The organism is Nocardia xishanensis NBRC 101358 (assembly GCF_001613365.1).
GTDB lineage: Bacteria > Actinomycetota > Actinomycetes > Mycobacteriales > Mycobacteriaceae > Nocardia > Nocardia xishanensis.
Map to the genome: position 1 here is coordinate 247,262 of NZ_BDCF01000002.1, position 23,456 is coordinate 270,717.

Genomic DNA, 23,456 nt, shown 5'->3' on the forward strand with positions numbered 1-23,456 from the left:
GATGCCCGGACCAGGCGGTGCCGCTCGAAGGGTCGCCCCGACCAACGAGGCGGCACCGCTGAAATTCAGCGGTCGGCGAAGATACCTTGGAGCATGCCGGTGGCTTGGCCGATTTCGATGAGGTATCCGTCCGGATCACGCAGGTAGCAGCGAATTTCGGCTTTGCGGTCGAGGGGCTCGGTGAGGAACTCCGCACCCTTGCGGCGCGCGGCGGAATAGAAGGCGGCGATGTCGGCTACGCGCACGTTGAGGAACGCCGAAACGGTATCGGAGGGCTCGGGCGGACGCAGGACGATATCGGGTTTGTCGGGGGTGGGTCCACCGCCGGGGTTCATGATGATCCAGCTGTTCGCGACTTTGACGATGCACGGGTTCTCTTCGAGCACCACCCGCCCGTCGAAGATGTCGGCGTAGAACCTCCGGGAGCGGCCCACATCGGACACGGTCAAAAAGTGCGTTACCAGTAGACCCTGGTCAGGGGCCGGCAGATCGGGATTGGTCATGAACGCTGCCTGCTTTCACGGTCGATCGGTGGGATGCGGTGTGCTACGAATTGCGCCCTCGGACCCGCCAGAAGCCACATCGTGCCACGCCACCACCAGCGGTTATGGGCGCCACACCGCCACGGGTTCGCTGCCGCCGCGTTTCCTTACCGGGCGGCCCGCACCACCGGGCAGAGTCGCAATCCCGGTGGCCGCGGGCCACTCCACCAAGTCGCCCCGGCCAACAAGATCGGTTGCCGCGCGAGCACGCGGAGACGGAAAGGCGTATCGGCGAAACCGACGTCACATCCCGGGCGAGTAGCCGCCCTGGAGCCGGCTGCGCCGCAACCGCAGCGCGACAACGGCGACCAAGACCACAGCTGCGACGATCGCCAGCGCGATGTCAGCCGAGGCCAGCTCAGGTCCGAGTAGCCTGACCAGCCGGCCCCAGTAGCCGACGTCCTCGGGGATCGAGGCGCACTCGTTGTGCCGCAGCGTCGCCAACGCCAGGGGTGCGAGCGCGATCAGGGCCACCAGCAGCACGGCTGTCACGCCCAGCGCTCGCAGGACACGGTAGAGCGTCCATCGACCGTAATGGGCGAGCCCCGCTCGCCCGGTGGTAGTCGCACTTCTCTCTGCGGACGACCGCACAGTGCTCGACCCAGCCGAGCGGTGCCCCTCGGTGGAGCGGTTCGTTACGTCCGTTCGGCCGTTCCCCCACCGTTGTCGCGGGCTTCGATAGCTTTCACAGTCTTTTCGAAGGCCTGTTTCAAAACGCGGCTGCCAACGGTCCCGACCACGGCTCCGAGAATCTTTCCCCTGAGGTTCTTACCCTCGCGTACCACCACGACATCCACGTCGGTCGTCCCATCAGGCCTGCGCATGAAGGTGTATGTGTGACCCGAGTGGCCGCCCCACAAGTTCGAGTCGGTGGTCGTCATGACGACACGGTTGGGGTCTGACCAGTCGTAGTGCAGGCGTTCCCAGATGCCGCGCGAGCCCTCCGTGACGTCGGCCTCCCGTTGGCCCCGGTCGTGTACCTCGAGATACTTGTCGGTGCTGTTGCCGAACAGCTGCGAGCGACCAGGCCCGAAATCGGTGAGCGCCGCCACGAACTGCTCCGGTGTCGAACTCGTCGTCTCCTTGAAGTGGATGGTGGACATTGTTTGCTCCTTCGTTCGAGAGATGACCGCCGCAGGGTTGGCGGGTTCAGGCCCGCGCTCGGGCGTCGAATCCGCGGCAGTTGTGCGTCTGGGCGGGTGGGTTGCTCCCGTCGGCATCGACGGCACTGGTTCAAAGCCAGGAGGTGAGGACGATCCGAACGAGGTGCTCTTCGAGGTGTTCGGGCAGGCCGTGAAGTGCGCTCGCACCGGCCCCTGGCACCGCCGGCCCGAAAAGCTCCGGACCGCGGACCGCCTCGATGTGCGCGCTATTTTCCTATCGATGAATCATGATCTCCGGCGCATGCCGACGCAAGGCTCGGCGCGATCGGGACCGTGTCCTCCGGCGATCGAGCCGAGATCTCGGCTCGACTTGTACGGCCGTCCCGCTACCCAGCCGGGTCCGGCGTGCTCCGGCACTCAGAGCCGGAAGATGCGCGCACCCATCCCCCAACCGGCGCTCGACCAGTTGGGGCCGAAGCAAGCCACCGTACCCGCCTTTCCGAGAGGCAGGTCTTCGCGCGTCGTGTACTGGCCGAGGATCGGCGGAAAGGCAGTGAAATCGTATCCCACGCAGTCGATCTCGAGTCGGTAGCTGCCCCCGCCGCCTTGACAGTTCCCGTTGTAAGCCCACGGACCGTTCATCGATCCTGAGCAACCGGGCTCCGCGACGGCCGTTCCGGTGCCAATCCCCGTGACGGCGACCGCCACAACGGGAGCTGCCAAGCACACGATTATTGCTCGAACCGAGATTCGCATACCGAGCTCCGAACGTAGTCGTGGTTGATTACGGGGGATGTATCCGAAGCTGTGTCGCAACACGTTACAGAGTTGAGGCTGTGGCGAGGCAGCCCTGATCAAGGGCGCTCGTAGCGCACATACAACGGGGAGGCCAAGACCACCGGGAACGGCAGTTGCGGCGGACGGACGACGGCGGTGACCCTGGCGTGGCCACCGAGGTAGGGCGCGAAGTCACGGAATTCCGCCGTGCAGGCCACTTCCTGAAAGAACGTCGACAGTTTGCGCTCGAAATCGTGGCTCTGGTTGTCCGAGCGCCCGAAGAACTGCCAGAAGTCTCGACTTCGCTGTTCGGTCCCCGATCCTGTGAGTTTGTCGATGAGGTCTACGGCTCCGGTGGGCAGTGAGTATCCACCCTGCGTCTCGGTCTCGCCGTCATGTGGCGTCGATCGGCCCGCTGCCATGAGGTGGCGGCCCGAGCCGTGCAGCAAGATGCGCGGCGTCGTGACCTCCGCCTGCTCCGCCTCGCAGAAAAGCACACCGCCACGGCCGGGTGGAGACTCGACGTGGGCAAGCCCGATGCGCCCTTCGAACATGACCCATTCGCCAGGGCCTACGCCCCAGTCGGTGTAGCAACGGCCCGACTCTTCGAGGTACTCGATGAGCTTCCGCAGTTTCCGCTCGTCACCGCCGATCTCGGACGGCTCGACTTCGAGTGATGCCTCGACAGGACTGACTTTCAGCGCCGCACCGGCCTTCTTCGCTCGCAATCGTTGCCACCACCAAGCTTTCGCTGGTACGAACTGCTGAACCTTGTCTCCGGACAGGTATACGAACTCGTGGTACACAGTCGCTCCGTTTCCTCACGCTATGGGGGTGGTAGACCATCGACCGAAGCCCTCGGTCGCGACGAAGACTTGCCCGTCCGCGATTGCGGCGAGTTGCAGCCGCCACGCAGCGCCGACCTTCACCGCGACCCGCTGACAGTGTTGGTGTGACAGTTGCTGCCAGTCGTGCCGGCTACCGTTGGGCTGGGCGGCGACCCACAATCCGTCGGCGCACGCCGCTACCAGGGTGATGCCGTCTCGCTGTCCGACACAGGCGACCTCTTCGACATTTCCCGGCGCGGTGATCGTGCCGGTCGGCAGCCAATGCCCGTACCGCTGTTCGTAGGCCGCCAGTTCACGGGAACCCGCCATCGCGGCGAAGCAGACCGGTTCGCCGAAAGGGTTCGAACAGACCGCGGCCGAATGAACTTCACCCGATCCGAGGTGGACGCAATCTTCTCCGGCGACGATCATCAACTCGCCATCGGTGGACACCGTGGCCACCAATGGAGTCCCGGTGTGGTCGATCGTCGCCGCGAGCACGCGCCTTGCATACGGCCCTGCGGTGGCGCGGCGAATCGTGCCGTCGTCGGCGACATCCATCGTGGACAGGCGATCGTGGGCGGGGTCTACTACGAAGGCCATCACCGAACCTGTGGCGGACCGCACGACAGCCAGTCCCGCACCTGCCGCCGCACGGCCCGCGTCCCGCCAAGAGCCGTTGCGGCCGAACATGATTCGCCCACCCTTGTCGATGACGAAATCCACGGTGTCGCCGCGGCCGTCCGTCGTCGAACGAACCACGACGGGGCTGAGTGGGCCCTCCGCATCAGGTACCAGAGCCGGTAGGGCACCGGGTCCGAGCCGGGCCCGCGAAAGCCCCGAATTTCCCAGCGCGGTGATCGTCGTCGTCCGGTAACCGTCCACTGTCAGGTCGAGATCCGTATATCGCAGGCCCGTCGGAGTACGCGCCCCCAACTCGGCGAGCTCGGATGCCCAGCGCCGCAGAGAAGTCGGCCGGTCGGCCGGGCTCGCCGACAACAGCGCGGCGACATGGGCAGCGACCTCGACAGGGAAGCTAGCCCTGACGAGCTGGGCGTAGCTTTCGCTCTGAGCAGCGGCCGGTTCCGGTCGCCGGCCGGTGAGCAGGAAGAACACGACTCCCCCGAAGGAATACCGGTCGGCGGCGGCGCTGCCGTGGCCGTTGCGTGCCTCGGGAGCCGTGTATCCCTTGTTCTCGATAGCGGTGACCGGCCCGCTGCGAGTGGGGACCGCGAAGGTGAAGTCGATCAGGGACACTTTTCCCGACTCGGGATCGATCATCACGTTCGCGGGCGAGATATCCCGGTGGACGAGTTCGGCTCGGCTGTCGGCGATCCCGTCGACGATGGCGGCCAGCTTTGCGGCCACGTCGCACACTTGGGCGAATGTGGGATTGCGCTTGAGCCATTTGGTCAGATCGACACCGTCGATCCACGGTGAAACGACATACAGCGTGCGGACATCCCCGGGTTCCCCGGGTGGATGCGGGCGAGCACCGCGGAAGACGTCGATCGCCCCTTCCACGCCGGGTACCTCCCGCCGAACTTGGCCGGTCTCGTGTAACGAACCGCGGGCGCGTAGATACCAACGCTCGAGTGCGTCCGCCGCGGACTCGTTGTGCCCTGCTTCCAGGTGCTCGGCGTTCAGTATCTTGACGGCCCACCGGAACTTTTCTCCATTGCGCCGGTAGGTCGTCGCCAACCACACCGCACCCTCACCGCCACCGCCGACCGAAGCTTCCAGTCGGTACTCGTCTGGATTGTCGGAATCGCCGACACAATATCCGGGCTGGATATCAACTGCTCGGAACGGCTCCTGCTCAGTCACGATAGGTGAACCTGGACTTGGCGGGCGGGCGGGCGGACGGTTCGGGCTCGTTCTCGGCGGCCGTGGGCTGCATTGCCGCCAGGACGGAATGCATTTCGCCTATCAGCTCGTGCACGCGCTGCATGACGAGAACCTGCGCACCGGATGGCGAGTCCACCACGGCTCCGAGCAAGCCTGTGAGCGCTCCGTATTCGGCCCCGGACTGCTCGAGCCGATCGAGAAAACTCCGCAACGACCTGAACGGCGGCTCGGTCTGCTTGCCCCGCAGCACACGGGCGACGCTGACGACGAACCTTCCGAGATCGTCGATCGGCTCTCCGAATTCACGGCTCATCAGGCGTTGCAGATCCAGGTCCAGCCACGCGGGCCGACCGTAGATCCGTTTGCCTTCGCCGTTGCATTTCATGACCAGATCGAAGAGCAGGTCGCGCAGTTCGTCGCGGCGTGAATCCCATTCGACCGCGCCGGCGGTGCGCAGACGGGCGAGTGCCGCGAGCGTCCGTTCCGGCAGCGGTCCCGGACGGGACGGCTCGGTGAGCCGTTCGCCGACCCGGTGTGTCATGCCCCCGCCGAGTCCGGCGAAATAGTCCGCGAGGACGTCCAAGCCACCCACGGTGGTCGGGTCACCACCACCGACTTTGACCAATTCCTCCAGCAGGGCGTGGTTGGGCACGATCGTCTCATTGGGCTCGTACGCCGCCCGACGGTAGAACATCTCCGCGGTACTTATTCCGATGGCGTGCAACCGGATACCGACATCGCGATGAAGATGGGCGACCAGGCTCACCGGTTCCTCCACCGTCTGCACCATCTCGCCGGTCGCCTGCTCGCCCTTAGGGGTCCAATTCGCCCCGTCACTCACCAACACGATGAGCTTTTCGTTGCCTGCGCGTCCGTGCTGGTACAGCAGATTCGCCGCTTCGTGCACGGCGTTGCCGATCGCGGTGGCACCCGACGGCCGCAGCAAGGCCACCGCATGCCGGAACTCGGTCACCACTTCTTCCGGCGAACTACCGTCCAGCTGCGCCATTCCACCGCCACGCGGAAACTTGTGCTGCACCCGCTCGTTGAATTCGAGCAGAGCGAGACGGGATACCCTTCCTGAAACCTGAAGTCGGATTTCCAGCAGTTCGTGCAGCGCGCGTTTGAGGGCATCTATCCGGGTGATCCAACTCTGGCGGGAGCCGAAACGTCTCGCGCTCTCGATCTCGGCTGGAATGTCGTCCACAGTCATCGAGTTGCTGACGTCGGCGAGCACTACGATGTCCACCCCGGCCCGCACCGAGGACGCGTACAACTCGACGGCCGTGTTCGTGGTCAGGCAGGCGAGCCCGGTGCGCTGGCCGCCGAGGTCGATCTCTCGCACGCGATGCGGCACACCGTCGACCGGGACGAACAGTTCCGCCCTGTCGTCGGACACCCACAGCAGCGAACCCGCCAGTCGCGCGTTCACTATCCCGCGAGCCGCGTCGGCGGGATCGAGTTCGGTCGGCAGCTCGAGCACGATTCTGCGTACTGCCTGCGGGTTCACCGAGTCGAAACGCCACGCGGTATGGCCCGCGTAGACCTCGATATCCCACGCAGAGGCGAGGTCGTCGGCTATCGCGGCGTATCCCGGCGGCACCTGCTCGAGTTCGACGGCGCGAACCGCGACCTGGACCAGCTCTTCACCAGCCCGTACCTGCAACAGGCCGGGGCCTGCGGCGGCGCCCTTGGGCAGCCCGATGCGACTTCCTGCGATCGGACCTCCTGCGGGCACCACCACCAGCTGATGGGAGGACGAATCGATGACACCGGTCACCGGCGGCCCCCTTCGATCTGCACCTTGACCCCCAGTACCTCCGAGTAGTGCCGGATCGCCTGGCCGCCTGTTCCGATGAACAGACCGCGCAGGTGCTGCGGCACCTTGACGAACAGCATCCCGGGCCGCGTAATCCCACCCCGACTGCTCGGGGCCTTGTACTCGGCCAGTTCTATGGCCGCCGCGACCTCGTGACCGGAGCGTGCGTTCTTCTCGATCACCAATCCTTTGAGCCGCTCCACCAGACGCGTTCCTTCCCGGGAGACATCGTGAAGAGCGGTCAGCTGCCGGTCCCAATCCGGGCGCGCGCGTTCGAGGGCGGTAGCCGCTTGTTTGTTGTTTCGCAGCGCGTTGGCCTCGGTACTGAGCATTCGGTGAATGCGGGGGTAATCGATGGCCAGATCCACGTGGCGGCACCGGCGCAACGTGTGGGCGAACCCCTGCAAACTGGGCAACCGTTCCTTTCGGCGGCCTCCGGCGGCGCCCGCGATGATCCGGAAGATGACCTCATCCGCGGTCAGCCCGACGACCTGCGAATGCCTCGCGCACAGACCGAGCCCCATCCGCTCACCCCCGAACACCTGCCAGCGCGCCGCGTGCCTGGTGCACATGCGCTTGTCACACCGGCGGAACTCGCGCGAAACGTGTTCGCAGCGCACCGTCCCGATATCGGTGCAGCGCGGATGCTCGCAACGAGGAAACGTCACGTCGAAACAGGAAGGGCAATAGCTGATGTCGGGATCGCGAGGATGTTGCCGACGATGGCGCGCGCACCAAGCCTTGTCATGCCTGCACCCTTTTCCGGCGCAGCGAAAGACCGCCGGTTCGGCACATTCCTGGCAGTGCGGACGGTGGTCATGACATGTCGGTGTCAGTGCGCCGTCCAGGATCACCACGTGCTGATCGCAGACCCGGTTGTCCTTGGTGTCGGACGGGCAGGCAGAGCAGACGAACGGCGCGTAGCGCGACTCACCGGTCGCTCGGCAGTGCTTACACCGATAGTTCAAGCGTGCGCGCTCGCGCACCGCGACCACTGCGAATACGGTGTCTCGGTTGATCATTCCCACCGTGGCGGGCACCCGCACGACTTCGAGCCGGACTTCGCCATCCGGACCGTCGAAACTATGTATCCGACGCCCTCGGAGATCCCGGCCGTACAACGCGGGCTCGAGTTCGTCCCACAGATTCGCGAACTCGTCCGGTGTGCTCGGCGCACTGCCGAGGCCACTGAGATCGAGCACCAACTCGACGGCTTCGCTCACGTTTCGTCCTTCCCCCCGTTGCCGCGCCGCCGATTGCCGTGCTGCCCGTGCGAGTTACCTCGCCCGTTGTTCACCGGACCGCCGGACCGACGTTCCGATCGGGCGCCGCCGCGCTGTTCCTGGTGTTGAGCTCGGGGCCTTCTGTTCGGCCCGCGCTGGCCACCGCCCGCTTGCTCCGGCTGCGCCTGCGCGATGCGAGTTCGCCACGAGCCCAACACTATCGAGGTCTGACCCGGCACGTCGTCGTTGGACCACGCCAACAATGGGCCGCCGACCGTGGGATCGGTCAACGCCTCGAGACAGCGACCGAGTAGCTCGTTGTCGCCACCGGCCGCCCAGCGGGTCAACAAGTCGATCTCTGTCACCCTGCGTTTGACTCCGAGATCTGGGAGATCCAGCGGAAGCAGGACAGGGGCCAGTTCCGCGGCATCAGCGTCCAGATTTCGCAGTTCGACGGCCGCGGCGCGGATCGCGGCGCGCGCGGCGTCCCGCACCGGCCGCATCGTCGGCTCGGCACGACCACCACTTTGCCGATCCGTCTGTGCCGTTGCGCCGGCTCGGCTGCGGGGCGCGGACTTCTTGTCGTCCACCGCGAGTCGAGCGCGGAGACCGTCGGCCACCGCCCGCGCCCGGTTGTCCTCCAACATCCGCTGTGGTGCGTTTCCGACCCGTCGGCCATCGCGAACCATACGCCGTGCCTGCATTGCGAAGGCCGCCAAAAGCAACGCCTGCGCGCGAACGCCCGCCAGCGTGGCAGCACTGTCCAGACACCGTACGACCACCGTCATCGTGCCGTCCGGATCACGGGTGGGATAGACATCCATGCGGTCGAGCAAAGCCACGCCGTCGCGGCGGCGGAGCTCCGCTTTGACCCTGTCGAGGTGCTCGGGTGCGGTCGAGGCGAGGAACCGGGTCGCGAGATGTGAACGCGACCCGGCCAGCCAGCGTGAACCGATTCGGTCCCGTGGTGCGCCCGCCACGGTGATCCCACGACCGAACAGCGCGATCAGCGCGGGCACCTGGGTGCGAAGGAGGTTACACAGTACTTCCTGCTCCACCGAGGAAAGCACCTCGAGGACGTGTGTATCGCCTGCCAGTACGGCCGGATTCCTCGCTGTGCCGACGCCGGGCGCAACGAGCACGCCCCCTCTCGTCCTGGCGAGTTCGGCCAGTTGCCGAAGATTGCGAGCCAGCAGGTCGTACGTGTCGTCGCGCGCAGGGCGGGTGCCGAGCCACGTCATTGGAATCCCGGCCGTGAACAACGACGACTCCCCCGAGACTGCCGTAACCCGAACGTCCCGTACGGTTTGGAATGCCTTCGTCATAGCATCCGGCTCTACGCCATACACCGCGAAAGCCTTCTCGAACCGCTGCCGTGTTGCCCCAATCCTGGTCAAGGTCGCAAGCACATACCCATGATCGCCCAGAAAGGTGTGTGCTGTTACACATTTCGCTTCGCGCACCACCCCGGATGAGAAATGCCGGCTGAGTGCCATCCGAGATCTCCAGGCCCGGTTCGTCCGGGCATGCCACAGTGGAACTCGATGGGAGACAACGACAAAGATGCGGACGCGCTCCGTCGCATGGCCAGTCTGGCGACACCGATGGCGCTGCGGGTTGCGGTGACCCTCGGTCTGCCGGACCGGCTCGTCGGCAACGGCGCCGAGGCCGCTCAACTCGCGGTCGAACTCAATGTTTCACCGGTCGCGCTCGATCTACTGCTTGGTCATCTCACGACCCTCGGAATCGTAGAGCCGACCTCCGCCGGCTACCGAACCACCGAGTTCGGAGCGAACCTGTGCGCCGATGCAGGCAACGGCTTCACCAATATCCTCCTGCACCTGGATTCCGCGGCCGGTCGCGCCGAGCTGGCGTTCGTCGAACTGGCCCACAGCATCACCACCGGCCAAGCAGCCTATCCACGCCGCTACGGGCAGGACTTCTGGGCAGACCTCGCCGGAAACCCGCATCTGCGTACGTCTTTCGACCAGCAGATGATCCTGCGGTTGCAAGAGCAGATCCCGCGGATCGTCACCGGTTTCGATTGGTCCCGATTCACCACCATCGTCGACGTCGGCGGCGGCAGAGGAGCCCTGCTCGCCGCGATCCTGACAGCCCACCCCCGGATGCACGGCCACCTCGTGGATCTCGCACCGACCGACGACGAGGCCCGCCACACATTCAGCGCCCGCGGTCTCGACGCCCGAACCGAAGTGACCGCGGGCAGCTTCTTCGACGCACTCCCGGCGGGAGCGGACGCCTACTTGCTGTCCGACATCCTCCACGACTGGGATGACGAGCACACCCACCGCATCCTCGCTCGATGCGTCGAAGCCGCTCGGCCAACCGGCCGTGTCCTCGTCATCGAACCGGTAGGACGACGCCGCGCCATCACCGAGATGGACCTGTCCATGCTCGTGATCTACGGCGGCCGCGAGCGCAGGATCGACGAATTCCGCACGCTCGCCGCCGAACACGGATTGATCCTCGACACTGTCATCGACCTGACCGACCAACGCTGCCTTCTCGAATTCCAGCTCGCCGCAAACCGGTGAGGGGATAACGGCGCCGCCGCACTGGGTGGAGTCTTCGCTGGGGTTCACCGAGGCGGGTCGGCGCGTATGTGGGATCGCACGCCTTGCAGGCCGAACAGGATGAGAAGCATGAGCCCATCTTGCCGGAACAGCAAGATTGCGTGCCAGATCGTGGTGCGACTGGCGAGACTGAACGCGTTCCGACAGAAGGAGTCTGGATGCCCACCACCACGCGCCGCCGCGAGCGCCGCGACGCCCCGCCGCCGCCCTGTCCTCCGCGAACCGATCGACGGCACGACCGGCCGCTGACCGCTTGTCCGGCAAAGGAACACATGATCACCGCATTCCGGCCGTTTTCGCGCCGCTTCCTCCGATTCGGGCGTACGGCGGCGACCGTCGCGCTCACGCTCCTGCTCACGATGGGGGCCGCAGCCTGCTCCACTACCACTCCCCACGTCGATCCTTACGCCGCCGCTACCAAGGGCGATCCCGCGTTCGAGAACACTTTCCGGCACGAGTTCGCCGACGTCGACGGCGTCCGTATGCACTACGTGACCGGTGGCAGCGGTACGCCCGTCGTCCTGATCCACGGCTGGCCGCAGACCTGGTACGGCTGGTGGCCGATCATGCCCGCACTCGCCGAACACCACACCGTCTATGCCGTCGACCTTCCCGGACTAGGCGACAGCACCGGCTCACCCACCGGCTACGACAAGGCCACCCTCGCGCGATACGTGCACACCGTCATCGCCGACCGGCTCGGAGTGCGCGACGCCCGCGTCATCGGCCACGACTTCGGGGCCGCCGTCGCATTCCATTACGCCGCTCAGTTTCCCGCCGACACCGCACGCCTCGGCTACCTCGACCTGCCACTGCCGGGGCCCGCGATCGATGCGCCCACCTACCGCTCACTGAGCTGGCACATCGCTTTCCACACTCAGCGGCGGGTTCCCGAAACCGTCGTCGGCGACGACGTCCGCGAGTACCTGGCCCTGTTCTACCCCCAAGTCGCTTATCAGGGAACGGCTTTCGGCGGCACATCGGACCGATCCCCGTTCACCGACGCCGAGATCGACGAATTCGCACGCACTTACAGCAGACCCGAGATCTTGGCGGGCGGCTTCGAGCTCTATCGCGCCCTCGACGAAGACGTCCGCGACACCATCGAGGCCGCACCGATAGATGTTCCGGCCCTTCTCATGACCGCCCAAGGACAACTCGACGCCGTCCGAGCCACCGTGTCCCCGCGCATGACCAATATCGTTCAAGCCGCGGATGTGCCGCGCGCGGGACACTGGCTCGTCGAGGAGAACCCCGAGTTCGTCACCGCGGAACTAGAGCGCTTCCTCGACCGATGAGGCATCCCTGCTCGACTTGGGGCGCCGTACTGCCCCGAGCCGGTGCTGATCGGAGGGCGCGAACGTCCGCTCATGCCGTCGGCGTCAGCAAGACGTCAGCAGATGAGCGGCAGGGATGTCGGTGATCGACCACGGCATCGCTGTGCGGTTGTGTGCTGGAATGCTCACGCGCAGAAGGCATATCATCCGAACGGCCACCGCGTCAGGCGGTCCGCCGCGCGCGCCTCGTATGGCCGGGCCCCGAGCACGCGCGCCCGGTGCCGCGCGGCGATCACCTCGTCGCGCGCGCCAGGAAGCCCGAGAATTCCGCGCGCGGTGCCGCGATAGAGTCCGGACGGCCCGAGACACACCAGTCCCGGCCATTGCACGAGCAACGTCTCGCCCCACCCCTGGGTGAACGGTTCGAGTTCGGCGGTGAACTCGGCCACCCGGTCACGCTGCCGCGGCGCGCGCTGACCGACCGCGAGCAACGCCTCGATCAGCAGTGGCACACGCACGGCCAGACGCGGACCGTGCAACCTCCCCGGCAGGGCGATGACCGACTCGATCGACGAGAGCGCGCGCTCGTGATCGCCGATCTCCGCCGCGGCCATCGCGACCACCAGCGCGAAATCCTCGTCGAAGTCCTGAGCCATACGGTCCACCTCGGCGAGTACCTCGCCGAGACGTCCGCGATGCCACAGCTCGATCGAATGGCTCGTCAGCGCGGAGGCCTCGGCGAGCAGCCGGGCGTGATCGTCGACCGCGGCCAGATCGTCGGCGAAACGTGTCATCAGCGCCTGCGACTGCTCATAGTCGCCGCGCAGCACGGCCAGCATCACCTGCCACCACAGCTGGGTGGCCGCGAGATCGATGTCGCCGGTGGAGGCGAGCCGGGCGAACTCGGCCGACAGCCGGCGGACCAGCCGCATATCGCCCGCCTCGAGGGCGCAGACGCGGCGCAGATGGACCGCCGTCGCCCGCGCCGTACGGTCGTGGCCCGCGAGTTCCTCCAGTTCCTCGGCGATCTTGCGCCGGTCGGCGACGGTTGTCGGACTCCAGGTGCACAGGAACTCGGCCAGCAGCACCTGGGGCCACGATCGGCTGCCGGGTGCGCAGCGCGCCCGCGCCTCGGCCAGCGCATCGAAATCGCCCGCGAGACCGTGGATTGCTCGGTCCGCGGCCTCGATCGCTTCCGCCTCGGCGACCAGTTCGGAGTCCAGATCGAGGCGGTGCGCCAGTGCCTGAGCCCGCAGCACCGACGAACCCGCTTGCACCACACCGTATCCGGAGAAGTAGCCGGCCACGCCACGCGGTGCGGCCAGCAGCGCGGTCCGCGCCAGACCCGACCAGTCTCGGCGTTCGGCGCAGCGCCGACCGGCCCGGTCGAAACACTCGGCGGCCGCGTCGAAGTGGCCGAGACGGTGATGCGCTTGTCCCGCAAGCCAATCCAACTCGATCAGCGACTCCGCGTCACCTGGATCCGCGTGCCGCACTCCGCGCGCGGCGAGTTCGGCGCATTCGGTGGGCGCGTCCCGCCGCAACGCGTCTCGCGCCGCGACCGAACAGGCATGCGCGGCAGCGGAATCCAGCGAATCGAGGGCGGCGGCGCTGCGATGTCGCGCCTGGGCCGCGAGCGCACCCGGTCGCACGTCGGCCAGCGTGTCCGCGATCCGCTTGTGCAGCAACGCCGTCCGCACTTCGCCGATCGTGGCGAGTACGGCATCGCGCACGAGGTCGTGTTCGAAGGCGACCGCGCCGTCCTCGAGCGAGACGACCCGTGCGGCGACGAGTTCAGCGATCCGATCGTCGAATCCTGGCGCGCCGTCGGCGGCGGCGGCCAGTCCGATCGACGCGCGCGCACCGATCACGGCCAGCACCTCAGCGAGCGCGCGCGCCGAAGGCGAAACCGCGGCCAGCTTCGCCGTCGTGATCTCGGGAGCCGAGCCCCTGACGTCCAAGGGGCGGCCCGTCCGGACGAGATCGCACAGCTGTGCCGCGACGAACGGACTGCCCGCGCTCAATTCGATGATCTGGGCGCGCACCTCGGGACCGACCGAACCGAGATCGGCGCGCACCAGCTCGTCCACCGCCGCATCCGACAGCGGCGACAGGTCCACCGCGACATGCGTACCGGCGGACTGGAGCAACCGCACCGCGGCGTCCACCTCGGCCGGGAGCGGCTCCGGGCGAATCGTGAGAAACAGCAGGACGGAATGGGCACGCAGCACCCGCAGGGCCCCCGCGATCATCCGAACCGAATCGGGATCGGCCCACTGCACGTCATCGATGACCGCGACCATTCGCCCGGTCTCCCGCGCCACGTCGGCGAACAGTGCGGCGAGCGCACGCGGTGTAGGGATGTCGGGCACGGCGCGTCCGGCCAGCGCGGCCTGATCCAGCCACGGCATCAGCGTCGCCAACGCCGAGGATCCCGCCCCGTTGATCCCCGCGGTGAAGAAGGCCGCGTCGCCGTGGCGTCGTAGGGCGTCCTCGACGACGGCCGTCTTGCCGATGCCGGACGCGCCGCGCACCGTCACGACGGCGAGGCCCTGCGACGACCGGTTCCGGGCACGGTCCAGGACAGCGGCGATGTCGTCACGTCCGACGAGGGCCGGTCGGCCCGCCGCCGGGGCCTCCGCAGATTGGGCCGGATTGCGGATCTCGCTCTCGACCCGGACGGTGTCGGGCGCGGGATCGAGCCCGAGGTCCTCCCGCAGCGAGCGCCGCAAGCGAACGAGGACGTCGAGAGCCTCCGAGATTCGTCCGCAATCGCGCAGCGCCAGCGCCAGCAGCCGTGCCGTGCCTTCGCGCTGCGGATGCCGCTCGCATTCGTCGGTGAGCAGTGTGACCGCGCGCCGGGCGCGGCCGAGCACGATCAAGCCTTCGGCGCACATCTCGACGAGTTCCGACCGCAGCTCGGCCAGACGCGCCCGTTCCGGAGCGAGTTCGGCGACGTCGTCGACATCGGAGAGCGCATCGCCGCGCCACAGCCTCAAGGCGCGTTCGAGCAGATCGACTGCTCGCCCCACGTCACCGTCGGCGTGCGCGGCGCGGGCGTCCCTGGACAGCACGTCGAGCAGGTCGAGATCGGTGCCGGAACCGCCGCATCGAAGCACATAGCCGTTCGGGCTGGTCTCGATCCGGAATTCGGGGAGCGGCCGCAGCGTCCTGCGCAACCGTGACACGTAGCCCTGGAGCGTGACGAGGGCGCTCTCCGGCGGCCTGCCTCGCCAGAGCAATTCGCACAGATAGGGTGCGCTGCGGGCGGTGCGCTCCGCCGCGAGGATGACCAAGAGCTCGGCGTGTTTGCGCGCCGCGATGGTGAGGCGGGCGCCGTCCGGGCCGCGCACTTCCAGCTGACCGAGCACCGAGATTGCCGGTCGGTCGTCGTCGGACCTGCCGCGCACCAGCGTCACACCAGCGCCCTCGTCGACCCTTGGCTCATGACACACACGCAAGCACTCCTACCAACCCCGGCCACCGGCGAAATCCGGACCATCGGCCCCTCTCGCGAGACTGTACTGCGAATGTGCGGCGCCGCACTGAGCATCGCAGGCCCCCTGTGCATCGCGGGCGGCACACTGCATCCGATCGTCGCGGGTAAGAGCCATTCGGCCGAGGCGCTCACCAGCCCCGGCGCGCCGACCGCGCAAATCCTGCTCGGTATAGGAACCATCCTGTTGATCCTCGGCCTGCCGGGGATGTACGCGTGGATGCGGCCGAGACTCGGCACGGCCGGATTCATCGGCTTGGTCTGCTACCTGCTCGCCAACATCGTCACCGCAGCCGGTCACCTCACCGTCGAGCTGTTCGTCGCCTACCCGTTCGCGTCCGACGCCGACACCGCGCACCTGATCGCCGGCAACGACAACATGATCGGCACGACGGCGTTCGCGTTGTTCAACATCGTCGGCGCCATCGTCCTGCTCATCGGCCTGGGGCTCATGGGTGCGAGCATGCTGCGCAACAACACGGTACCCCGCTGGATCGCGGTGCTCACCCTCGTCGCCGGACTCGGCTTCTTCGTCCCGATTCCCGCCACCCAGGGCCTGACCGGATTCCTCTACGAGGCGCCACGCGGCATCGTCGTCGCCGCCATCGGCGTCCTCATGCTGCGTCAGCCGGGCGGATTGCGACGGTGGATCGAGGACACGGGCCGGTAGCGCAGAACAGGTGATCATCCCGGCGAGCGGTATCGGCGGAGTAGTGCGGTTCCAAGACCGGAAAGCACAGAGCCGACGCCCTGGCCGAGCCGGGCGTCGGCCCGCCCCGAGTCGCGCGCACGACACCGACACCTGAAAAGCGAATTAACACAAACGCTTTAGCGATGTCTTGTTACCTGCACAGGGCGATCGCACAGGCCTACTCCCGGGTAACCGAACCGTGATCTGATGGGCGCGTCCCGAACTGGGACGCTATTTGATTCACAAACAGAGGACGAAGTATGACCTCGAGAATTGTCCGCCCATTTGCCGTCGCCGCCCTGGCGCTTTCCGCCGGCGCCCTGAGCGCCGGTACCGCAACCGCGGCCCCCGCCGCAACCCCCGTGTCAGGTTCGGTGGAAGTGTGCACCGGCATCCCGATCGGCCAGATCGAAATCAGTTTCTGCCTGTAACCGCCTGGGGCCGGTTCAGCTCGCGGCAGTCGCGAGATCGCTCGTGGTGACGAGACACCCTTGACCACCCGTCCGAAATCGCCACCGCAGCAAAGCTTTTGAAGCATCTCCACCCAGGGCGAACATCCCTGGGTGGAGATTGCGGTCTATCAGCCGCTTGAAAGGACGACCCCTCGCCGGACACCTTGGTCGTGCTCGCGCGAATCCGGCCAACGAAGGGCTGAGTCCGGGTCCGGCGGGTCGGATCATCTGGATCGGCAGGAGTGTTTCAAGGTGCCGTCGGGCGGATGGAGCGTGCTCGTCCAGGTACCTCGGTCAGTCCGTGGTCGTGGATGATCGGTATTCCGTAGCGGTGTTCGAACTTGGTCCGCAGTTCGGCGCCGGCTCGCGCGGCACCGCAGATGCCGAACCGGACGGACGTGGTGTTGGGCTGTATCTCGGCGGGGAGATCGGACAACTGCGTGTACATGGCCGGGTCGGCGGTGAAGTAGGTGGCGCGGCTACATTCGATCCGGTCGAAGAATGTGGTGGGACTGAATGGGCCGGCGACAGTGGTGCGGCCACCAGCGAGTAGTGGCGACACGGTGCCCACCGCGATGCCGTTGACATGGAACAGCGGCAGGATCGACAGGCTGTGGTCGGTGTCGGCGAGTGCGAATATCTCGATCGCCAATCGGCATAGGGCGTTGAGCTTCAGGTGGTCGAGCGACACGATTTCACGATCGCCGCCGGAGTTGTTGGTGTGGATGAGTAGTGCCGGTGCGTCGTCGCGGGCCCCTGCGGGCTTGCCCGTGTCGGGCCGTGCTGTGGTGAGCGTGTCCGCGGGTATGACGGTTCGCACCGGCAAGGCGTAGGCGGGTTCGTGCACGGCGATGAGGACTTCGGCGCCCGTGTCCGCCATTCGACGGCAGGCGTCTTCAGCGGGCAAGGCTGGGTCTATGGGAGTGGCAGTGGCACCTAGGCGCCAAGTGGCGAACAGTGATACGACGAGGGCGGCTGTGTTGGGCAGCATGATCGCGACTACGTCGCCCGTCGAGACTCCCGCGGCGCGCAGGGAAGTAGTGGCCCGCCGTACGGCGGTCAGAAATACGGTGTTGTTCAGGTCTGTGTTGTCATCGGCGACGGCAGCGGCGTGTGGCGCGGTGTATGCACGGCGGTCAGGGAGTGTCGCAAGGTCCATGGTCGGTCCTGGGGAGGGGGTGTGGGAATGGCACCAACGGTAGGAATACCTGGGGTCGCTCCACACCGTCGCGTGTGGATGAACTTCGCTGCGCGTGTTGTTGCTCGAGGACAATGCCGACGCCTTGATCCGCTAGGCGGTAGTCGCGATTCAACAGCCGCTTCGTCACGGCGCAATATCGATGTGGACGGCATTCACCAGGCAGTGGCGCAGCCTGCCATGGGGATGGGCAGCCGCTGGGTCGCTCGATGCGATGCGGGAGGGAGTTCTCGCGATTTTGTCGCGGGAGAACATGCGGATCGAACACTGCCACGAGGGTCGGCAGGAGATTAGGGTTGAGGACGTGGCGATCGCGCGTCACGACGATGTCGATGCAGACCGCTTCATCGCGGCGATAGCCGCCCGGATGAATGACCGGGTGACCGACGTCAGCGCGGCCATCCGCGACTACCTCGAAGACGGCATCCCCGAGCTTCGCGGCGATCTGCGCAGCACTGATCTGCTCACGGCCAGCATCGAATCCAACGTCGCCACCGTTCTACGCGCCTTGCGCTACGACCTTCCCGCCGCGGACGTTCGAGCTCCGCTTGCCGCGGTGGGATTCGCCAGACGCCTGGCCCGGCAAGGGGTGCCTGCCAATGCCCTTATCCGCGCCTACCGGCTCGGGCAGCAGCGCATGACCGAGCTGGTCTTCGCCGAATTGCAGACACTGGCCATTCCCCCGGCCGAGCGGATCAGCGTGATCGAACGCATCACCGCGACTCTGTTCGACTTCAGCGACCGCATCACCGAACAGCTCGTGACGATCTACGACGAAGAGCGGGAGCGCTGGCTGGAAGGCCAGAACAGCGTCCGCGCGGTACGGGTTCGCGAGGTACTCGATGGCCGCAAGAGCATCGATGTCGACGCGGTGACCGAGGCGATCCGGTATCCGCTGCGCTGGCGACACCTGGCGCTCGTGCTGTGGTATCCCGACGCCGAGACCGACCGACAGCGATGCGATTCCGCGCCTGCAACGGGTCGTCCGCGAACTCGGGGACGCGGTTGCCGCCGCGTCCAGCCCGCTGGTCGTCGTCGCGGATCAGGTCAGCGTCTGGGCCTGGCTGCCGTACCGGACCGCGCCGCGAGCCCTGGTCAGCGAAGTACGCACATTCGTGACCGCCCACCGCGACCACCCGAACGTTGCGATCGGCACCGTCGCCGCGGGAATCGATGGCTTCCGCGCCTCCCATCACAGCGCTCAACGCGCCTGCTCCGTCGCTGTGGCGCGCGGGCTGTCCTCGTCCACCGTCGTCGCCGCCGACGACCCCGGTCTGATGATTGCCGCACTGCTGGGCGGCACCCTCGCCGAGACCCGCGACTGGGTGAGCGAGGTGCTCGGCAACCTGGCCGGTGACGACGAGCACGACGAACGCTTGCGTGACACCCTGCGGATATTCCTGGGCAGCGGATCCAGCTACAAAGCCGCCGCCACCGAGCTGAATCTGCATTCGAACTCCGTCAAATACCGAATCGGACGCGCCGTCGCTCGACGCGGGCGCCCGATCGGCGCCGACCGGCTCGACGTCGAACTCGCACTGCTGGTGTGCCACTGGTACGGCCCAGGTGTTCTGCGGCCGGACCCGAACCAGTAAGTACGGCTACCGATCCGCTCTCGGCCCGCACCCCGAACGAATGCGATCAGACCCGAATTCGTCTCCTGTACACCAACCCTGCCTCACCGGAGCAAAATCCGTTGCAGCGCGTCATTCTTCCGTCGAGCACCGCCCGAGCCCGTCCACGGCGTGGGCGTGATACTTCGCTGCACCCGGTAGACGCCCCGGAAGTGGCTGGATGGACAAATTCGCGACCGAATCGGACACTCTCCGGCATACTCGCGGCATTCGGTAGCAGCAACTCCGGGAAGCGCACGCCTGGAACTCACCGTGGCTGGGTGCGCTGACGTATTGCCCGCCCCTCGCGTGGCCCGGCCCCGACGCCGCTGGCCGGTGTTCCCCTCCGCCGGCAGGGGTCTATCGGTCTCAATAGTTCTTCGGTCGCAGCGCGTCGGGCTTGTGCACCGCGTCCTTGCCGCTCTTGGCACTGCGAACTCGGTACTGCGGTGAGTCCTTCGAGGCCCGCACCGTCCGGCCCGCTTCCGTCGTGTCGGAAGTGATCCGCTCTTCGACGGTGCCCGAAGTGGTGCTGCCGTGGCTGCGCCACTGCACTTTCTCGCCCTTACGAAGCTGTCGCTTTCCCATCGAAACACCCTCTCCCATTACCGAATTTCTCGAGCTCCGGGCGATGTCGACGAACGTCCAAATCCATTCGGGCTCTGCACCTGTCGCCCGCTGCGCGCCCACCACGCGCGCAGCAGGCCTTCGGCGCCCACGCGAACACGTCGCCGGGCGCCAACGGTGGCGCGATGGCCGAACACCTCGAAATCGATGTCTTCGATGCGGTCGAGAATTTCGGAGTACAGCAGTAGCGCGGTCGCCACGCAGGGGCGAGATCGCGGTGTCAGCCGTTCGATGCCGCCACGCGCGAAGTCGTATATCCGCCGGGCGATCTCGTGCTGCGCGGCGAGTGCGCGGCGCACCCTGACATCCGCGTGGCCGAATCGACTGCACCAGATCAGGCGTTCCCGGTCCACGCCGTGTACGGCCAGTTCGTCGGCGGGCAGATAGACGCGGTTGCGGGCCAGATCATCGTCGATATCGCGCAAGAAGTTGGTGAGCTGAAACGCCTTCCCGAGCGCGGCCGCATACGGCGCCGCGTCTTGCTCCGATGTCGTCGTGCCGAGAATCGGAAGCAACTGAAGACCGATCACTTCGGCCGATCCGTAGACGTAGCGATTCAGCGTCTCGCGATCGGGATAATCGGTGACCGACAAATCCATCCGCATCGACGCGAGGAAAGCATCGAAGAGATCATCCGGTATGCGGTAGCGGTCGGCGGTGTGCAACACCGCGGCCAGCACCGGATCGCCGATCGTGTCACCCGCTTTGAATTTCTCTGCCAGACCGGCCAATTGGGACGCTCGCTCGGCGGTACCGAGTCGTGGATCGAGATCGTCGATGATGTCGTCCGCCCGGCGGGCGAAGCCGTAGAGCGCGTGCACCCCTGGTCGCTGGTCGGGCGCGAGCAACCGCGTGGCCAGGAAGAACGTCTTGCCGTGCTGGGCGTTGAGCGCCCGGCAGTGTTCATACGACCGTCGTAGCGATCGATCGGTGATTCCTGCCGCATCGAGTTCGGTACGCGTCATCTCGAGTGTCCGATCAGTGGTAGGAGCGGGCCGCCGGTGAGCATCGGGCCGTGCCACCATCCCTCCGCCGGGCTTGCTGAGCGGTCTCCCCATAGTACGCGATAAACGATGCGTCTTCGATGCAATCTACGATTCTTCGGTACCGGTTCGATGCGAGGCCTCGCAGTACGACCCCGATCGGGGTAGCGTCGAATTGATGCACAGTCGATGCGATCCGAGGTGCAAATATGCGATGCGTGGTGTTCGGCGCTACCGGATACATCGGTGGCCGGCTGGTTCCTGAGCTGCTCCGAGCCGGTCACTCGGTACGCGTGGTCGCGCGCAGCCCGGGGAAGCTCGCCGACGCACCATGGCGCGATCGGGTCGAGATCGTGGGCGGCGATGTCCTCAGCGACGAGGATGTCCGCGACTCCGTCGCAGGGCAGGAAGTGCTCTACTACCTCGTCCATTCGCTCGACCGCGCGGATTTCGGGGAGATCGACCGTGCGGCGGCCGCTCGCGTCGCCGCTGCCGCCGCGAAAGCACGGGTGCGTCGCATCATCTACCTCGGCGGCATCACTCCCGCGAATCAACCGCTGTCGCGCCACCTGGCCTCGCGCGCCGAAGTCGGACAGATCTTCCTGGCCTCTCCCGTCCCGGCACTGGTTCTGCGGGCCGGGGTGGTCATCGGGTCGGGCTCCGCGAGCTTCGAGATGCTGCGCTACCTCACCGAGCGGCTACCCGTCATGGTCACTCCGCGGTGGGTCAGGAACAGAGTGCAACCGATCGCCGTCCGCGACGTCCTCTATTACCTGGTACAGGGCGCGGAGCTGGGGCCGGATCAGGTCGGGGCCTTCGATATCGGAGGCCCGGACATCGTCACCTACGAGGACATGATGCAGACGTATGCCGAAGCAGCTCAGCTGCCTCGCCGTGTCGTCATCCCCGTACCGCTCCTGACACCGTGGCTGTCGGCCCAGTGGGTCAACTTGGTGACACCGGTGCCACGCGCGATCGCGGTTCCGTTGATGGAGTCGTTGATCAACGACGTCGCGTGTTCCGACCACACCATTTCGCGGCTCATCCCAGACCCGCCGGCCGGGCCGATACCCTTCCGCGAGGCGGTGACGCTGGCGCTCACCAGAATTCGAGACCTCGACGTGCCCACCCGATGGTCGGATGCCAGTCCACCGCAGACACCCTCGGATCCACTACCGTCGGATCCCGATTGGGCGGGCGGCTCGCTGTATCGGGATCTCCGCGAACGACCGGTTCACGCGGATCCCGAGGTTCTGTGGTCGGTGATCGAATCGGTCGGCGGGGAACACGGCTGGTACTCGTTCCCGCTCGCGTGGGCAGTTCGCGGATGGCTGGATCGAATCTTCGGCGGTGTCGGTCTGCGCCGAGGACGACGGCATCCCCATACCCTCCGCCAGGGTGAGGCGCTCGATTGGTGGCGCGTCGAAACACTCGAACGCCCGCGGTTGCTGCGGCTGCGGGCGGAGATGCGCGTTCCAGGACGGGCATGGCTGGAACTGTCCGTCACACCGACACCCACAGGCGGCGCGCTGTACCGCCAGTGCGCGGTGTTCGAACCACGGGGACTGGCTGGGCAGGCGTACTGGCACTCCGTCGCCCCCTTCCACGCCCTCGTGTTCGGCGGCATGGCGCGCAACATCACGGCGAAGGCGGAAGCGACGAAACGCCCTCTGTCATCGATCGCGTTGACTCCGAAGCTGATTCGAGGCCGGTGACCTTTCAGAAGACGAAGCCGCGCAGTGCCAGGAAGCGCAGACCGCCGACCGTCGCCATGACGGCGATGACGGCGCCCGCCTGTGCGATCTCGCCGAGGCCGGGCGCGACGAACCCCAGACCGGCCAGCGCCGCCGTGCTGATCAGCAGGCCGATCAGCGCCAGCCCGCCACCTTCCCACTGTGCGGTGAACCAGCCGACCCTTCCGGCCGCACGAAAGGTGAGCTGCCGGTGCATTTCGTTCGCGATCACCGTGCTGACGATCGAGCCCGCGACATTGGCGACCAGCGGGCTGACCCCGTTCGTGGCCATGAACAGCAGGACATAGGCGATGTTGCTGGAGCCGCCGACCAGAGCGAACCGGATCAACTGAGCAAAAGCGTGATCGCCGCGCAGATACCGCGTCACGCGGGAGGTTCGGTCGAGCCATTCCCTGCGCAGCATCGGGTAAGGACCGGCGCCGATCGTCTGAGCGATGCCATCGAGAATCGTTGCGTCCTCGTATGCCTTCAGCCCGGAACCTGCGATTGCTGCGCTGTTCACACGAATACTGTCGCCAGCTCGGCTGACAACGACCTGACACCGGGCTGACATGTTCATGGACACGATGTTCGGCCTCAGGCGAGCTGTTCCGGCCCAGCACAAATCAGTGCTGGTCTCAGGGGGTTCCCCG

Annotated in this window: 19 protein-coding genes and 1 pseudogene; 7 read left to right on the forward strand and 13 right to left on the reverse strand. The window is 66.5% G+C overall.

The window, feature by feature from the left end:
• Positions 1 to 65: 65 nt before the first annotated feature.
• From NX1_RS03420 to NX1_RS03460, 8 genes are all read right to left on the reverse strand, one after another.
• Positions 66 to 443 carry a VOC family protein gene (locus tag NX1_RS03420; RefSeq protein WP_245668300.1) on the reverse strand — a complete coding sequence of 126 codons (378 nt, stop codon included), beginning with the start codon at positions 441 to 443 and terminating at the stop codon, positions 66 to 68.
• A 342-nt stretch (positions 444 to 785) separates the two neighbouring features.
• Positions 786 to 1,034: a hypothetical protein gene (locus NX1_RS03425; RefSeq protein ID WP_068053473.1), complete on the reverse strand. Its 249-nt coding sequence runs from the start codon at positions 1,032 to 1,034 to the stop codon at positions 786 to 788.
• 143 nt (positions 1,035 to 1,177) lie between these two features.
• Positions 1,178 to 1,645, reverse strand: a complete 468-nt coding sequence (locus tag NX1_RS03430; protein ID WP_068053476.1) for a hypothetical protein — start codon at positions 1,643 to 1,645, stop codon at positions 1,178 to 1,180.
• 854 nt (positions 1,646 to 2,499) lie between these two features.
• Positions 2,500 to 3,228: an SAVMC3_10250 family protein gene (locus tag NX1_RS03440; RefSeq protein ID WP_068053482.1), complete on the reverse strand. Its 729-nt coding sequence runs from the start codon at positions 3,226 to 3,228 to the stop codon at positions 2,500 to 2,502.
• A gap of 15 nt (positions 3,229 to 3,243) precedes the next feature.
• Positions 3,244 to 5,076, reverse strand: a complete 1,833-nt coding sequence (locus NX1_RS03445; protein ID WP_169812171.1) for a protein kinase domain-containing protein — start codon at positions 5,074 to 5,076, stop codon at positions 3,244 to 3,246.
• Entirely contained in the window at positions 5,069 to 6,877 is a 1,809-nt protein-coding gene (locus NX1_RS03450; protein WP_068053488.1) for a vWA domain-containing protein, read from the reverse strand. The genes NX1_RS03445 and NX1_RS03450 overlap by 8 nt, the downstream gene beginning before the upstream one ends.
• Positions 6,874 to 7,911: a KH domain-containing protein gene (locus NX1_RS03455; protein ID WP_157119506.1), complete on the reverse strand. Its 1,038-nt coding sequence runs from the start codon at positions 7,909 to 7,911 to the stop codon at positions 6,874 to 6,876. Before NX1_RS03455 ends, NX1_RS03450 begins: the two co-directional genes overlap by 4 nt.
• Positions 7,912 to 8,135: 224 nt before the next feature.
• On the reverse strand, positions 8,136 to 9,380 hold the full coding sequence (locus NX1_RS03460) for a hypothetical protein (RefSeq protein WP_068053493.1): 1,245 nt from the start codon (positions 9,378 to 9,380) through the stop codon (positions 8,136 to 8,138).
• Positions 9,381 to 9,683: 303 nt separating this feature from the next.
• On the opposite strand from NX1_RS03460, the gene NX1_RS03465 reads away from it, so the two are divergent.
• Positions 9,684 to 10,694: a methyltransferase gene (locus NX1_RS03465; protein ID WP_068053497.1), complete on the forward strand. Its 1,011-nt coding sequence runs from the start codon at positions 9,684 to 9,686 to the stop codon at positions 10,692 to 10,694.
• Between the two features lie 311 nt (positions 10,695 to 11,005).
• The gene (locus NX1_RS03470) at positions 11,006 to 12,031 is read left to right on the forward strand and encodes an alpha/beta fold hydrolase (protein ID WP_068053502.1); all 1,026 of its coding nucleotides are present in this window, start codon (positions 11,006 to 11,008) and stop codon (positions 12,029 to 12,031) included.
• Positions 12,032 to 12,213: 182 nt separating this feature from the next.
• On the opposite strand, the gene NX1_RS03475 is transcribed toward NX1_RS03470, so the two are convergent.
• Complete coding sequence (locus tag NX1_RS03475) at positions 12,214 to 15,465, reverse strand: ATP-binding protein (RefSeq protein ID WP_169812172.1); 3,252 nt, start codon at positions 15,463 to 15,465, stop codon at positions 12,214 to 12,216.
• Positions 15,466 to 15,540: 75 nt separating this feature from the next.
• Between NX1_RS03475 and NX1_RS03480 the strand changes: the two genes are divergently transcribed.
• Both NX1_RS03480 and NX1_RS36785 read left to right on the forward strand, forming a co-directional pair.
• Entirely contained in the window at positions 15,541 to 16,176 is a 636-nt protein-coding gene (locus NX1_RS03480) for a hypothetical protein (protein WP_245668301.1), read from the forward strand.
• A 281-nt stretch (positions 16,177 to 16,457) separates the two neighbouring features.
• Entirely contained in the window at positions 16,458 to 16,628 is a 171-nt protein-coding gene (locus NX1_RS36785; protein WP_169812173.1) for a hypothetical protein, read from the forward strand.
• Positions 16,629 to 16,896: 268 nt separating this feature from the next.
• On the opposite strand, the gene NX1_RS03485 is transcribed toward NX1_RS36785, so the two are convergent.
• On the reverse strand, positions 16,897 to 17,808 hold the full coding sequence (locus tag NX1_RS03485) for a class I adenylate-forming enzyme family protein (protein WP_084500926.1): 912 nt from the start codon (positions 17,806 to 17,808) through the stop codon (positions 16,897 to 16,899).
• Positions 17,809 to 18,214: 406 nt separating this feature from the next.
• Between NX1_RS03485 and NX1_RS38840 the strand changes: the two are divergent.
• Both NX1_RS38840 and NX1_RS38845 read left to right on the forward strand, forming a co-directional pair.
• Positions 18,215 to 18,604 (forward strand): annotated as a pseudogene (locus NX1_RS38840) (RsbRD N-terminal domain-containing protein); the annotation flags it as partial.
• Positions 18,605 to 18,872: 268 nt separating this feature from the next.
• Positions 18,873 to 19,442 carry a PucR family transcriptional regulator gene (locus tag NX1_RS38845; protein ID WP_507762093.1) on the forward strand — a complete coding sequence of 190 codons (570 nt, stop codon included), beginning with the start codon at positions 18,873 to 18,875 and terminating at the stop codon, positions 19,440 to 19,442.
• 387 nt (positions 19,443 to 19,829) lie between these two features.
• Here the strand turns inward: NX1_RS38845 and NX1_RS03495 are convergent, their stop codons facing one another.
• A complete protein-coding gene (locus NX1_RS03495; RefSeq protein WP_068053511.1) occupies positions 19,830 to 20,048 on the reverse strand; it encodes a hypervirulence associated TUDOR domain-containing protein in 219 nt (72 codons plus the stop codon).
• Positions 20,049 to 20,065: 17 nt separating this feature from the next.
• Complete coding sequence (locus NX1_RS03500; protein ID WP_068053515.1) at positions 20,066 to 21,052, reverse strand: phytoene/squalene synthase family protein; 987 nt, start codon at positions 21,050 to 21,052, stop codon at positions 20,066 to 20,068.
• A gap of 227 nt (positions 21,053 to 21,279) precedes the next feature.
• On the opposite strand from NX1_RS03500, the gene NX1_RS03505 reads away from it, so the two are divergent.
• The gene (locus tag NX1_RS03505; RefSeq protein ID WP_068053518.1) at positions 21,280 to 22,785 is read left to right on the forward strand and encodes an SDR family oxidoreductase; all 1,506 of its coding nucleotides are present in this window, start codon (positions 21,280 to 21,282) and stop codon (positions 22,783 to 22,785) included.
• Positions 22,786 to 22,789: 4 nt separating this feature from the next.
• Here NX1_RS03505 and NX1_RS03510 read toward each other — a convergent pair whose 3' ends face one another.
• The gene (locus tag NX1_RS03510) at positions 22,790 to 23,227 is read right to left on the reverse strand and encodes a GtrA family protein (protein WP_084500986.1); all 438 of its coding nucleotides are present in this window, start codon (positions 23,225 to 23,227) and stop codon (positions 22,790 to 22,792) included.
• Between the last annotated feature and the right edge of the window lie 229 nt (positions 23,228 to 23,456).